Origin of the sequence: Nocardia alba NBRC 108234 (assembly GCF_001612665.1) — a bacterium.
Lineage (GTDB): Bacteria > Actinomycetota > Actinomycetes > Mycobacteriales > Mycobacteriaceae > Nocardia > Nocardia alba.
Genome location: NZ_BDAX01000007.1, coordinates 73345 through 86913, shown reverse-complemented (window position 1 = coordinate 86913; position 13569 = coordinate 73345). Strand labels below are relative to the sequence as shown.

Here is a 13569-nt window from a genome sequence, read left to right as displayed (position 1 = left end):
TCAGATGGCCAAGCGGATCGACGTCAAAGATCTCAACATCTATTACGGCAGCTTCCACGCCGTGGCGAATGTGGAACTGACCGTGCTGCCGCGTAGTGTCACCGCCTTCATCGGTCCGTCCGGCTGCGGCAAGTCCACCGTGCTGCGCTCGCTCAACCGCATGCACGAGGTGACCCCGAACGCCCGGGTCGAAGGTGCCGTGCTGCTCGACGGCGAGGACATCTACAGCTCCTCGATCGACCCGGTCGGCGTGCGCCGCACCATCGGCATGGTGTTCCAGCGCCCGAACCCGTTCCCCACCATGTCGATTCGCGACAATGTGGTGGCCGGGCTCAAGCTGCAGGGTGTGCGCAACAAGAAGGAACTCGACGAGGTCGCCGAGCGCTCCCTCAAGGGCGCCAACCTCTGGAACGAGGTCAAGGACCGTCTGGACAAGCCCGGCGGCAGCCTCTCCGGTGGTCAGCAGCAGCGTCTGTGCATCGCCCGCGCCATCGCGGTCTCGCCCGACGTCCTGCTGATGGACGAGCCGTGTTCGGCGCTGGACCCGATCTCCACCCTGGCGATCGAGGACCTGATCACCGAGCTCAAGAAAGAGTTCACGATCGTGATCGTCACCCACAACATGCAGCAGGCCGCGCGGGTGAGCGACCAGACCGGTTTCTTCAACCTCGAGGCCCAGGGCAAGCCCGGCAAGCTGATCGAGATCGACGACACCGAGAAGATCTTCTCCAACCCCACCGAGCGCGCGACGGAAGATTACATCTCCGGCCGCTTCGGTTAAGAGTAGTTCCGCCTCCCCGCGACTTCAGGCCGGACCTGAAGTGCGGGGAGGTTTGCGTTCGGCGCCCGGACGATGGTTGTTGCCGGGTCGGCCCGTACCGGTGAGTTGCCCATGTTCGTGCGAAATCAGTGGGCAGGTACGCAAATGGCCCGTGCGTGTGCACGGGCCATTTGCGTTCTGGCTCAGCTGGTTTCGAGGTCCTCGTCGCTCGGTAGGACGCCTGTTACCAGGAAGATCACGCGACGGCCGATCTCCACGGCGTGGTCGGCGAAGCGCTCGTAGTAGCGGCCGAGCAGGGTGACGTCCACCGCGGCGGCCACACCGTACTTCCAGTCACGGTCCATCAGGAGGGTGAACAGGTGGCGGTGGAGGTCGTCCATCGCTTCGTCGTCCTGGTTGAGCTGGGCGGCGCGCTCGGGGTCGCGGGACTCGAGTACCTCTTTGGCGCCCGCGCCCATGTTGACCGCGATGCGGCCCATCTCGGCGAAGTAGCCGTTGACCGACTCGGGTAGCGCGTGGGCGGGGTGGCGGCGGCGGGTCACCTTGGCGACGTGCAGTGCGAGCGCGCCCATCCGGTTGACGTCGCCGACGATCTGAATGGCGCTGACGACCTGGCGCAGGTCGCCCGCGACGGGGGCCTGCAGTGCGAGCAGCGCGAAGGCCCGCTCCTCGGCCTCGGCGATCATCACCGAGATCCGATCCTGCTCGCCGATGACCTGCTCGGCCAGACCGAGGTCGGCCTGCAGCAGCGATTGGGTGGCCTGTTCCATGGCCTGGCCAGCGAGACCGGCCATCTCACCAAGGAGATTGGCGAGGTCGGCCATTTGCTCGTTGTAGATGACACGCATGATTGCAGACCCTAGTGGGTACGGGGACCCCTGTCACCCAACACTGGGTGAATGCCGCATGGCACCGTCATGGCAGGTCAGCGGAGGTTCACCTTACTTGCAGGTGTCGTCGGCGGCGTTCATGTGCTCGAGGTCGGAGGGCAGCGCGATCGGGGCCGCGCTGTGCGGCTGTCCCATCGGCACGATCGGCAGCTCGGTGCCGACCGGCGTCGCCGAGCGGACGGTGCCGGCGAAATCGGTGCCGACCACCACCTCGATGATGCTGCCGAGCTCGTTGGCCTGTTCCAGGACCGCGCCGGGGATCGTGCTCGCCACGGTGGCGGCCTCGGCTTCCAGACCCGCGGCGTAGCGGATCGTGGAGGTCGACGCGGTACCACCGGCGTAGTTGCCGGTGTTGTAGATCCCGAACCCCTGGTAGCTGAGTTTGGAGGCGACGGTCTTGGCCGCGCCCACCGTGCCAGAACCGTTGGACACCAGCAGCGACGTCGTGCTCGGCGACACCGCGTACTGCTTGGGTGCGACCTGGGCCGATGACGGCGTCGAACTCTGCACCTCGGGGGCCTTGGTCTCACCGGGCAGCGGCTGGTCGTCGATGACGGCGCGGAAGATGGCCTTGATGTCGGATTCGCGCGGGATCTCGTTGCCGTAGGAGGTGGTGCCCGCCGTCGGGATGGTCAGGAAGGTCACCGCGCCCGCGTCCATCTTCTGCAGCGAGCGGCCGAGCAGCAGCAGATCCTGCGGCGTCACCTTGTCGACGAAGGTGTGGGCGGTGAACGCCTGGATGAACCCGTTGAGCTTGCCCGGATCGAAGAGCACCTTGCTCGACAACGCCCCGCGCAGCAGCGAAGCGAGGAAACGTTGCTGCCGGTTGATCCGGTCGTAGTCGCTGCGTTCCTCGCCGATCACGTGCCTGGCGCGCACATAGTTGAGGGCCGTCTCGCCGTTGACCCGCTGCTTACCGGAGGTCTCGAGCACCGTGCCGAGTACCCCGTCGAGGATCGGCTTGGTCGAGCACACCTCGACGCCACCGATTTGATCGACCATTGCCTCGAAACCGGCGAAGTCGATGCCGATGAAGTGGCCGATGGTCAGGCCCGACATCTTGCGCACCACGTCGACGAGGCACTTGGGGCCACCGAGGGCGTAGACGGCGTTGAGCTTGTCGCCCATGGCCGACGGGAACTTCTGGTCGGTGTAGGCGGCCTTCTCGTTGTCCCAGCCCGCGCACTGGGGCCGGGTGACGTCGAGGTCGCGCGGGAACGACACGACAACCACGCGCGAGCGGTTCTTCGGGACGTGCACCAGCATCGCCGTATCGGCGCGGGCGCCTTCGGTGTCGGTGGCATTGCCCGCGCCCATCTCGGCGTTGACGCCCGCCCTGGTGTCGGTGCCGACGATCAGATAGTTCTCGTCGCCGAGCTGCATGTCGCCGTCGAGCACGTCGCCGGAATCGCCGCCGCCGAGCGCGTCGACCTGGGTGAAACTGTTGTTGGTGGCCTGCAGGTAACTCCAGCCGCCGCCGGTGATCACCAGCGTGAGCACCGCGACGAAGGTGAGCGTGACGCGCCCCGCCATCCGTGCCTGCTTGTTCCGGCGCCCTCCGGCACCCGCGGCGCCGGCCGGACGACGCGGTGGCGCCCCGGACGCGGTCTTGACCGGCCTGGCGCGCCCCGGTTCGCCCGCGGGGTCGACCGTGGGCAGGATGTCGGTGGGCGGATCGACCGGCCCGCCCACCCGCCGTGCCGGGACGGCGGTGCGCACCGACTCCTTCGACTGGGCGGGCAGTGCGGTGGTCGCGGTGCGGTCGGCGGGAGATTCGGCGCGATGGGGTGGGGTGCCCGCGATGTCGTCGACGACAGGGGAGCCGCCGGTGCGTGGCGTGATGTCGGGACGCGGGGTGGGGCGCGGTGCCTGTTCGCGGGCGCGGCGGCCCGCGCGGGAGCCGGGTTCGGCGCTCTCGGCGGGCGGAACGCGTCGTCCGCGTTTGGTGCGTTCGCTGTCGACCCGGTTCACCAGGTCGGCGACCGTCAGCGGTGCGGCACCCGCGTCCGGTGTCGCATCGGCATGACGCGAACGCCGAGCGCCGCTGTCGGACTGCTCGGTGGGTTCGGCCGTCGGATAGCGCTCCCAGGGGGCGCGATTTCCGGGCCGGGGCGTACGCCCGCGCCGATCGTCACCCACCAACGAACCTCACTTCTCTATCTGGCGCAGCCTGCGCGTCATCGGCCGGCTCCGATTCGAACCAGAGTCGAACGATCCCGCAATGATAACGATTCCGCCACGAGAGGCCACTCCAGTGCACACGGGAATCGCTGACGATCTGGTGACGAAACCCGAACCGCGGCGGAAAAGACCTGTTCGAGCGGGTGTCGTCGGACGAAACCGCGGCGGCTTACGAATTGATGTAGGCCCGTTGGCGGCGGCGGGTCAGCCGCCGCTGTGCATCACGTCCGCCGCGGCCGGGACGGTGTCGTCCTCCGGGTCGTCGAGCCAGCCCTCCGGCAGCACCACCTTGGTCTGCGGTGAACCCTGCCGTCCGCGGGGTCCGAGCGCGTCGGTGGGGAACGGCACGGTGGGGTCGAGCTGCCCGACCAGATCCTCGATCTGCGACAGCTTCGACACGGTGGCGAAGCTGCGCCGCAGCTGCGAGCCGACCGGGAAGCCCATCAGGTACCAGGCCATGTGCTTGCGGATATCGCGCATCGCCTTGTCCTCACCGTCGTGCTCGGTGAGCAGGGTGGCGTGGCGCACCAGGATCTCGCCGACGCGCCCGAGGGTCGGCCCGTCCGGGATCGGTTCGCCGCGCAGCGCCGCGCTGAGTTCGGCGAACAGCCACGGCCGCCCGAGGCAGCCGCGGCCGACGACTACGCCGTCGCAGCCGGTCTCGCTCATCATCCGCAGGGCGTCGTCGGCGGTGAAGATGTCGCCGTTGCCGAGCACCGGGATGGTGGTGACGGTTTCCTTGAGCCGGGCGATGGCCGACCAGTCGGCCGCGCCCGAGTAGAGCTGGGCCGCGGTGCGCGCGTGCAGCGCCACGGCGGCGGCGCCCTCGGCCTCGGCGATGCGGCCGGTGTCGAGGTAGGTGTGGTGGTCGTCGTCGATGCCGACGCGGAACTTGAAGGTCACCGGAACGCCCGCCGGTTCGGCCGCCGCCACCATCTCGCGGACGATATTGGCGAACAGCCTGCGCTTATACGGCAATGCCGAACCGCCGCCGAGTTTGGTCACCTTGCGGACCGGGCAGCCCAGGTTGAGGTCGATGTGGTCGGCCCAGCCCTCGCCGACGATGATCCGCACGGCCTCGCCCAGCGTCTTGGGGTCAACGCCGTAGAGCTGCATCGAGCGTGGATGCTCGTCGGCGTCGAACGACATCATGTGCAGCGTCTTCTCGTTGCGCTCGACGACCGCGCGCGCGGTGATCATCTCGCACACATAGATCGAGGTAGCGCTACCGAACTCCCGGCACAGCCTGCGGAAGGCACGGTTGGTGATGCCCGCCATCGGCGCGAGCACAACCGGCGGATCGACCGGGTAGGGCCCGATCCGCAGCGCCGTGGGCGCCTGGGGCAGTGTGGTGGTCACGGCTGCCATTCTCTCATCCGGGTCGATGTGATCGATCTCGCGCACCGAGGCCTTTGCCCGGGTCATGACCGCCATCACGACCACGCGCCACCTTTTACCTGTTACTCGGGGTACGAGTATTGTCCACTCACTCAGTAGCCTTGGCATGCTGGCACCGTCGCCTCCGGCGGTGCGCTGTCCCCACGTAATCGGAGAAGACCCCCATGGCCGAACGCAACGAAGGCGCCACCGACCTGCCGGAAACCCCGGCCCCCACGACAACCCTGCCCGCGCCCGCGAAGGGTACCGTCGCCGTGCGTGTCTCGTCGCTGGTGGGCGGCGGCGTGATCGTCGTTCTCGCGGTTGTCGCGCTCGTGCTCGGCGTGCTGCTCGGTTCGGCCCGCTCGGAGATCTCCGACATGAAGGACCAGGCCGCCGACAACGCCAAGGCCGAGCAGATCGCCCTCGACTACGCCGTCGGCTCGGCGAGCTTGAATTACCAGGACGTCAACGCCTGGGTCGGCAAGCTCAAAGCCGGAACCTCGCCCGAGTTGTCCAAGAAGTTCGACGCCACCGGCGCGAAGCTCGAGCAGATCATCATCCCGCTGAAGTGGACCTCCACCGCCACGCCCATCACCGCAAAGGTGCTCTCCCACGAGGGCGGGGTCTACCGGGTCGCCGCGTTCGTCGATGTGAGCACCACCAACGCGCAGAACCCCGACGGCCTGCGCAACACGGTCACCTACAACATCACCGTCGACGCGGGCAAGGACTGGAAGATCACCGATGTCGGCAGCGCCGACGGCGCCCTTCCGATGAAGTAATCCCCACGAAAAAGCGACGCCCACCTCGATCGAGGTGGGCGTCGCTGTGTGTGCGTGTGCTGACTAGACGCTCACCATCTCGCGGCGCTTGGCTTCGCGAGCGAGCATCTTGTCGCGCTGCTCCTCGAACTTCAGCACGTCCTGGCCCAGCTTCTCCAGGAAGTCGGCCAGCCGCTCGCGGGTGGCCTCGCCACGCGCGGTGAAATCGGTGCGATCGAAGACGTTCCACTTCTTGAGCACCGGCTGCACGACCTCTTCGAGGTGCTGGCGCAGATCGTAGATGCCGTGCTTGGCCATCAGCACGCCGTTGCGACGGAAGTTCGGCATGCCGGCGCCGGGCATCTGGAAGTTCTCGACGATCAGCGAGATGGCCTCGATGGTCTGGTCGGGGCTCAGGTCCATCGCCGCGCCGCAGAGGTTGCGGTAGAAGATCATGTGCAGGTTCTCGTCGGCGGCGACGCGCTGCAGCATGCGATCGGCGATCGGGTCGTCGCAGACCCGGCCGGTGTTGCGGTGGCTCACGCGAGTGGCGAGCTCCTGGAAGGTCACGTAGGCGACCGAGTGCAGGAAGCCCGCGTCGACCTCGGTGGGGGAGGCGAACCCGTTGGTCATGTGGATCATCCGCGCCTCTTCGAGGGCGACCGGGTCGACGCCGCGGGTGACCACCAGGTAGTCGCGCATCACGATGCCGTGCCGGTTCTCCTCGGCGGTCCAGCGGCCGACCCAGGTGCCCCAGGCGCCGTCCTGGGAGAAGTTCTCGGCGATCTCGCGGTGGTAGGACGGCAGATTGTCCTCGGTGAGCAGATTGGTGATCATGGCCGCCTTGGCGACCTCGCTGAGCTTGGACTGCTCAGGATCCCAGTCGATGCCGCCCATGGCGGCGAAGTTGCGGCCCTCGTCCCACGGGACATAGTCGTGCGGGTGCCATTCTTTGGCGAGCGACATGTGGCGGTTGACGTTTTCCTCGGCAACCGGCTCCAACTCCGTGAGCAGTTCGAGTTGAGTCAGATCCCTTGCCATGTAAAAACCCTTCGCTGTCGTGCTTGCGGTCGAACGTCGCGATGCCGCCATACCCTACGGCACCGTAGGTGTGACGCGAAACGCAACGGAACGATTTCTCATCGATGTCGTGCCACGCCACAATGCGGTGGCAGATCCGATGGTCGTGCTGACGAGTCTAGGCGTTCGGCCCGCAGCATAGGGTCTATCGCTGCGGGGCTCGCGACGTTAGCTACAGGTTGATGAATTCTCGGCGCTTGCCCTCGGCGGCGCCGCCCACGTCGAGTGGTGCGGGCGCGCCCCGGGCCCTGGGTCGGGCGTGGGTCAGGTGGGTCGGCGCAGGAAGCCGATGGTTCGGCGGCGTCCGCGCGGGGGCGGACGGTCACGTGAGGATGGTCACGCAGGCAAGTCGTGGTGCCCCCTGTAGGACTCGAACCTACGACCTAGTGATTAAAAGTCACCAGCTCTACCAACTGAGCTAAAGGGGCGCGCAGCGGAGTCTAGCTGACGCTGTGCCGAAGGGCCGAACCGTGGTCCCCGGTGGGGTGGCGAGCGGTGGATCGTCGCTGGTGGTGGTCGGTGACCGGACGGGCATCGGCGATGATCGGCGGGTAAATACCTGGTGCCCAGTGGGGTTCGCGTTGTGAGTTGCGTAAGGTCATCGAATATTGTTGTATCGCAACATCTTTCGACAAGCAGGGGTGCAGCAGCGATGGAAAGGTCCAAGGCGGGCGCCGGTCTCGCGACCGTTCGGCGGCCGTCTGTGGTGTCGGCGAGGTGTTCAACCGGGCTGCGCGCCTATGTAATTCGTACCCGAAGTAACCATTCCGGTTGCGCGTCGGTTGCTGGTGTGGATAACCGAACCGGATGTGCGGATAGGTACGTCAATCGTCGCGTGGCGACTCGCGAATACGGGTACGGTGATTGCCTGGTGAATTTCGAAACTGTCACCGGTGCCGCGTTTTCCGTGGCTTCGGTGCAGGGTGTGGCGTTTCGGGAATTCATCGATGGATCGCAGGCCGAGGTGATCGCGATGGGTACGCGAACTCCGGGCAAAGGGGCAGTCGTTACCGCGGGAGGAGGCGGTTCTCACTGGTGGCGGGGCCGCTGTGCGAGGCATCGCGAGTCTTTCATACCGAAAGTTTGAATTAAAACCACAATTCGTGCCAGCGGTCTGTATTCGACCGTCGGCGTCGAGAAGGTTCGGAGGCGTTTCGAGCATGGCACGGCAGCAAGAGCGGGCGCGCCGGACACGCGCGGCGATTATCAAGTCCGCGGCCGTCGAGTTCGGCAAGAGCGGATATGCCGCGGCATCGCTCAACCGCATTCTGGAAGGTTCGCGCGCCACCAAGGGCGCGATGTACTTCCACTTCGACTCCAAGGAGGACCTGGCGCGCGCGGTGCTCGAGACCGCGGTCGAGCGCTACCGGATCTGCTCGGAGCGCTGGCTCGCGCGCGCCGACCTCGGCCCGCTCGACGTCCTGCACGGCATGGTCGACGAGATCGCCCTTCGCCTGGAACACGACACCATCGTGCAGGCCGAGTACCGGCTCGTGATCGAACCCGACTTCCATCGCGACGCGGGCAACGGCGGCGGACGCATCGTCGGCCGCGCCACCCGCGTGCTCGCGGTCCGCGCCATCGACGACGGCCACCTGCGCGCCGACGCCGACCCCGACCGCTTCACCCGAACCCTGTCCGCGGCACTGGCGGGCCAGCGCTATCTGGTCGATCCCATCTCCAACGGGTCCGCCGCCGACCTGCGCGCCCGCTTCGCCGAGGTGCTGGAGGTTATCGTGGAGGCGATGGCCACCCCGCTGTGGATTCAGAACTTCCGCGCCGAGGGCTGGCGCGAGCAAGCGCGCCTGGATGACCTCGGTTTGGGCGCTTGACCAGGCGATTTGGAACTCTGCGCACACCTGTCATAAGCTATGCGAGCTCCCAACGGAAACGTTGAAGCCGCCCCGGAGAGATTCGGAACGAGCCCCCTTCGTCTAGCGGCCTAGGACGCCGCCCTTTCAAGGCGGTAGCGCGGGTTCGAATCCCGTAGGGGGTACAGTCTTCGGACTGTGTCTAGCAGTACTGCAGAAGCATGGCCCTGTAGCGCAGTTGGTTAGCGCGCCGCCCTGTCACGGCGGAGGTCGCGGGTTCGAGTCCCGTCAGGGTCGCACGTAGTACCAGAGCAATCCGGTACTTCCGGCCAGGTAGCTCAGTTGGTACGAGCGACCGCCTGAAAAGCGGTAGGTCGCCGGTTCGATCCCGGCTCTGGCCACCTTCGATCCCCTCACCAGACAACTCGGTGAGGGGATTTTTTCGTTATGCGCAACGCGTTCGCCCAGAGCCGGGTCACGGTGTAGACGAGCTCCTCGATCGGGCGCGGTGTGCCGTCGAGAAGCCCGTCGCCGACGACGAAATAGTTGAAGGCCAGCCTGCTGACCATTCCCGACAGCGCCCGCGAGGACAGCATCGGATCCAGCTCGGGATCGGCGAGACCACGCTGCTGGAGAGCGGCGATGCTGCGGGCGTTGCGGTGGATGAACGCGTCGGCCCGTTCCTGGCGGAGCTTGCTGAACTCGGGGTCGATGGTGGCGACCTGCTCGAGCAGGCCCATCAACTTCGCGTTGCGCCGGTAGGCCTCGAAGTACGCCAGATTGCTGGCCTCGATGATCGACACGGGATCGTCGTCGCCCGCCACATGCTCCATCCCGGGATGCATCATGTCCTCCTGGGCGTGCTCCAGGATCGCCGCGAAGATCTCCTCTTTCCCGGCGAAATAGGTGTAGAAGGTGCCCGAGGAGCAGTTGGCCTCCTGGGTGATGTCCACGAGCCGGGCATCGAGATACCCCATGCGCTCGAACACCTTCCGTCCCGCGTCGATCAGCGCGGTCCTGGTACGCAGCCCACGCGGCGTCGCCGGCAGCTCGCGCAGCAGCGAGGTACGCGCCATCGAGGGCGGCGCGCCCTCGCCCCCGGTCTCCGCACGTCGTTCCATGTCCTATTTATAGCGGGGGATGGAAGACGAGTCTGCCGACGGTGTCGCCGTCGCCGAGCCGACCGAGTCCGTCGGGGATATCGCCGAGTGAGAGCCGTTCGCTGATCAACGGTCGAACCTCGCCCGCCGCGGCCAGCCGGGACAGCTCGGCATGGCAGTCGGCGATCGCCTGCTGGTTGTACTGCTTGTAGAGCCCCCAGTGCAGGCCGATGATCGAGTAGTTCTTGATCAGCGCGTGATTGAGCGCGGGCTGGGGGATGGTGCCGCCCGCGAAGCCGATCACCAGGATGCGCCCTTCGAACGCGATGCATTTGGTGGACTTGGCGTAGGCGTCGCCGCCGACCGGGTCATAGACCACATCGGCGCCACGACCGCCGGTGAACTCCTTGACGATCGGCACGAAATCCTCTGTGTGCCGGTCGATCACGAGATCCGCGCCGAGGCGCCGGCAGTACTGCGCCTTCTCCGGCCCGCCGACGACCCCGATCACGCGCGCGCCCGCCGCCTTGCCCAGCTGCACGGCGGAACTGCCTACGCCGCCCGCGGCGGCGTGCACCAGCAGCGTCTCGCCGGGCCGCAGCTGGGTGCGCCGGTGCAGGGCGAACCAGCTGGTCTGATAGCCGATGACGAGTGCGGCGGCCTCGGCGTCGTCGAGGGAATCCGGTGCGGGAAAGGCGCTGTCGGCGTCGAGCACGGCCAGCTCGGCGAACGCGCCGCCGGGTAGGTTCGTGGTGCCGACGACCCGGTCGCCGATCGCGAAGCCAGCACCGTCGCCGACCGCCACCACTTCACCGCACAGTTCCACGCCGGGCGTGAACGGCAGCGGCGGCTTGACCTGGTACTGCCCGCGACACAGCAGCACGTCGGGGAAGTTCGCCGGCGTCGCGAGAACGCGCACCAGCACCTGCCCCGGTCCGGCCACGGGATCGGCTATGTCGTTGAACCGCAGCACATCGCGTGGTTCACCGAGTTCTGTCACCTGCCATGCTTTCATCGTCGGATCAGTCCTTCGGTCCGCCGGCGACGTAGACGACCTGGCCCGAGACGAACCCCGCGCCCTCACTCACGAAGAACGACGCGGTGTGGGCGATGTCGTCGGGGGTACCGACCCGGTTCACCGGGATCTGCGCGGCCGCGGCGGCCTTGAACGCCTCGAAATCGGCACCGACCCGGGCCGCGGTGGCCGCGGTCATCTCGGTTTCGATGAAGCCGGGCGCGATCGCGTTGGCGGTGACACCGAACTTGCCGAGCTCGAAGGCCAGGGTCTTGGTGAACCCCTGCATCCCCGCCTTCGCCGCGGAGTAGTTGACCTGGCCGCGATTGCCGAGCGCCGAAGTACTCGACAGATTGACGACACGACCGAACTTCGCCTCGACCATGTACTTCTGCACGGCGCGGGTCATCAGGAAGGCGCCACGCAGGTGCACGTTCATGACAGTGTCCCAGTCGGCGACCGACATCTTGAACAGCAGGTTGTCGCGCAGCACGCCCGCGTTGTTGATCAGCACGGTCGGCGCGCCGAGCTCGGTGGCGATCCGCTCCACCGCGGCGGTGACGGCCGCCTCGTCGGCCACGTCGGCGCCGACCGCGAGTGCGGTGCCCCCGGCGGCCTCGATGGCGTCGACCGTTGTCTTACAGGCTGATTCGTCGAGGTCGAGCACGGCGACGGCCATGCCGTCGGCGGCCAACCTGGTCGCGATGGCGGCGCCGATGCCGCGGGCGGCGCCGGTGACGATGGCGGTGCGAGTCATGTCTGCTCCTGTCTAGGTTTCTTCGGTGACGTCGAGTGCCCGGTGCACGATCGCGTCGATACGTTCGACGGTCGGGGTGCCCGCGGCGGCTTTGTTCTGCGGTGTGTCGCGCGCTCGGCGCAACACGCCCTCGCCGATGACGGCGAGTTTCCAGAGCCCGAAGGCGTGCCAGTAGCGTAGGGCGGCCGGGTCGCGCCCGGTCAGTTCCAGGTAGGCCGCCGACATCTGCGCGCGGTTCGGGAAACCGGGCAGCGCGGAGGCGGGAAAGTCGCCGCCGGTGTTCTCGCCCGGTTCCGTCCAGTAGGCGAGCAGGCTGCCCATATCGGCCAGCGGGTCGCCGAGGGTGGACAGTTCCCAGTCCAGCGCGGCCACGATGTCGCCGGTGTCGTGCGCGGTGATCACATTGCGCAGGTGGAAGTCACCGTGCACGAGCGTCACCTCGCGCTGCGGCGGGATGTCGGTGGTGAGTTTGCGGGTGAGCTCGTCGAGTTCGGGCAGTTCCCTGGTCTTGGATTGCTCCCACTGCCCGCTCCACCGTTTGAGCTGGCGCACGGCGTAGGGCTTGTGACTCGCGAGATCGGTGAGGCCGACGGCGGTCAGGTCGACCGCGTGGATCTTCGCCAGCGTGCGCGGCAGAGACTCGGCGATGGCCCGACGCCGCGCCGGGGTGAGCGACTCCACGATCGCCATGGTGTCGACCACCTGCCCGTCGACGAATTCCATCAGCACCAGCGGGACCTCGGACACCGTTGGATCGTCGACGACGCCGAGAATCCGCGGCGCCGGGACGTCGGTGGTCTCGAGCGCCGCCATGATCCTGGCCTCGCGCACCACATCGTGGGCGGAGGCGAGCAGCTGCCCCAGCGGCGGCCTGCGCAGTACCCACCGGCGGTCGGCGTCGTCGCGCACCAGGAAGGTCAGGTTCGATTGGCCGAGGCCGATCCGGTCGAAACGCAGTGGCGCGGTGTGCTCGACGCCGAGCGCGGTGAACCACCGGCCGACGGCGACCGGGTCGACCACTTCGCGCACGTCAGGCACCGACCGTGGCTCCGCCGCGGAACGGCGCGACATCGCCGAGCCGCTGGCCGCCGTCGATCACCATGGTTTCGCCGGTGATCCAGCTCGCGGCATCGGAGGCCAGAAACGCCACGGCGGCGGCGACGTCGTCGGGTTCGCCGATCCGGTCGAGCGCGGTCGAGGCCGAGAGCTCGCGTTCCTGCTCCTGCCACAGCGCCTCGGCCAGTTTGGTTCGCACCACGCCCGGCGCGACCGCGTTGACGCGGATCTTCGGCGACAGTTCCATCGCCAGCTGCTCGGTCAGGTGGATCAGCGCGGCCTTGGACGCGTTGTACAGCCCGATGTTCGGTTCCAGGCTCAGCCCGCCGATGGAGGCGGTGTTCACGACGGCGCCGCCGTGCTCACCCATCCACGCGCGGGTGACCAGCGACGTCCACAGCACCGGCGCCCACAGATTCACGTCGAAGATCTTGGCGAAGCGGGCGTGATCCTGGTCGATCGTCGGGCCGTACGCGGGGTTGGTGCCCGCGTTGTTGATCAGGATGTCGACGCTGCCGAACTGCCGCACGGTCAGCTCGACGCAGTGCCGCGCGGCATCCTCGTCCACCACGTGCGCGCCGACGCCGATCGCGGTGCCGACGATCAGGTCGGCGGCCGCGTCAGCGGATTCCTGTGTGCGCGCGGTCAACACGACGTTCGCGCCCGCGGTGGCCAGCGCCTGGGCGATCGACAGGCCGATGCCGCGCGAGGCGCCGGTGACGATGGCGGTGCGGCCGGTGAGGTCGAGTCCGGTCAT

General features: G+C 67.4%; 12 protein-coding genes and 4 tRNA genes. 6 read left to right on the top strand and 10 right to left on the bottom strand.

Translation table 11 applies throughout. The features are described from left to right. Window positions 1-4 precede the first annotated feature (4 nt). Window positions 5-781, top strand: coding sequence for a phosphate ABC transporter ATP-binding protein PstB (gene pstB / locus NA12_RS09825; protein WP_067448582.1), 777 nt, complete (start codon window positions 5-7; stop codon window positions 779-781). Between the two features lie 182 nt (window positions 782-963). Here the strand turns inward: pstB and phoU are convergent, their stop codons facing one another. The 3 genes from phoU to dusB form a co-directional block, all read right to left on the bottom strand. Beyond that, entirely contained in the window at window positions 964-1629 is a 666-nt protein-coding gene (gene phoU / locus NA12_RS09820; RefSeq protein WP_067448580.1) for a phosphate signaling complex protein PhoU, read from the bottom strand. 93 nt (window positions 1630-1722) lie between these two features. Beyond that, window positions 1723-3810 carry an LCP family protein gene (locus NA12_RS09815; protein ID WP_067448578.1) on the bottom strand — a complete coding sequence of 696 codons (2088 nt, stop codon included), beginning with the start codon at window positions 3808-3810 and terminating at the stop codon, window positions 1723-1725. Between the two features lie 246 nt (window positions 3811-4056). Beyond that, on the bottom strand, window positions 4057-5220 hold the full coding sequence (dusB, locus tag NA12_RS09810; RefSeq protein ID WP_174551066.1) for a tRNA dihydrouridine synthase DusB: 1164 nt from the start codon (window positions 5218-5220) through the stop codon (window positions 4057-4059). Window positions 5221-5414: 194 nt separating this feature from the next. Here dusB and NA12_RS09805 point away from each other — a divergent pair, with 194 nt between their 5' ends. Further along, entirely contained in the window at window positions 5415-6014 is a 600-nt protein-coding gene (locus tag NA12_RS09805; RefSeq protein WP_067448576.1) for a hypothetical protein, read from the top strand. A 63-nt stretch (window positions 6015-6077) separates the two neighbouring features. On the opposite strand, the gene NA12_RS09800 is transcribed toward NA12_RS09805, so the two are convergent. Together NA12_RS09800 and NA12_RS09795 are read right to left on the bottom strand one after the other, a co-directional pair. After that, the gene (locus NA12_RS09800) at window positions 6078-7034 is read right to left on the bottom strand and encodes an acyl-ACP desaturase (RefSeq protein WP_067448575.1); all 957 of its coding nucleotides are present in this window, start codon (window positions 7032-7034) and stop codon (window positions 6078-6080) included. A 391-nt stretch (window positions 7035-7425) separates the two neighbouring features. Continuing rightward, window positions 7426-7501 (bottom strand) — tRNA-Lys (locus tag NA12_RS09795). 732 nt (window positions 7502-8233) lie between these two features. Here NA12_RS09795 and NA12_RS09790 point away from each other — a divergent pair. The 4 genes from NA12_RS09790 to NA12_RS09775 all read left to right on the top strand — a co-directional run bounded on the left by NA12_RS09790 (window position 8234) and on the right by NA12_RS09775 (window position 9285). Then, on the top strand, window positions 8234-8905 hold the full coding sequence (locus tag NA12_RS09790) for a TetR family transcriptional regulator (protein ID WP_067448573.1): 672 nt from the start codon (window positions 8234-8236) through the stop codon (window positions 8903-8905). A gap of 91 nt (window positions 8906-8996) precedes the next feature. Continuing rightward, window positions 8997-9069 (top strand) — tRNA-Glu (locus tag NA12_RS09785). 38 nt (window positions 9070-9107) lie between these two features. Next, window positions 9108-9181, top strand: a tRNA-Asp gene (locus NA12_RS09780). Window positions 9182-9211: 30 nt separating this feature from the next. Next, window positions 9212-9285, top strand: a tRNA-Phe gene (locus tag NA12_RS09775). Between the two features lie 12 nt (window positions 9286-9297). On the opposite strand, the gene NA12_RS09770 is transcribed toward NA12_RS09775, so the two are convergent. The 5 genes from NA12_RS09770 to NA12_RS09750 are packed head-to-tail and all read right to left on the bottom strand — an operon-like array spanning window position 9298 to window position 13569. Continuing rightward, window positions 9298-10005 (bottom strand): TetR/AcrR family transcriptional regulator, encoded by a 708-nt coding sequence (locus tag NA12_RS09770; protein WP_067448571.1) that lies wholly within the window; start codon window positions 10003-10005, stop codon window positions 9298-9300. Between the two features lie 7 nt (window positions 10006-10012). After that, window positions 10013-10999 carry an NADPH:quinone oxidoreductase family protein gene (locus tag NA12_RS09765; protein WP_067448569.1) on the bottom strand — a complete coding sequence of 329 codons (987 nt, stop codon included), beginning with the start codon at window positions 10997-10999 and terminating at the stop codon, window positions 10013-10015. A gap of 7 nt (window positions 11000-11006) precedes the next feature. Beyond that, the gene (locus NA12_RS09760; RefSeq protein ID WP_067448567.1) at window positions 11007-11756 is read right to left on the bottom strand and encodes an SDR family oxidoreductase; all 750 of its coding nucleotides are present in this window, start codon (window positions 11754-11756) and stop codon (window positions 11007-11009) included. Between the two features lie 12 nt (window positions 11757-11768). Next, a complete protein-coding gene (locus NA12_RS09755) occupies window positions 11769-12827 on the bottom strand; it encodes a phosphotransferase family protein (RefSeq protein WP_067448565.1) in 1059 nt (352 codons plus the stop codon). Continuing rightward, complete coding sequence (locus NA12_RS09750) at window positions 12787-13569, bottom strand: SDR family oxidoreductase (RefSeq protein WP_067448563.1); 783 nt, start codon at window positions 13567-13569, stop codon at window positions 12787-12789. The genes NA12_RS09755 and NA12_RS09750 overlap by 41 nt, the downstream gene beginning before the upstream one ends.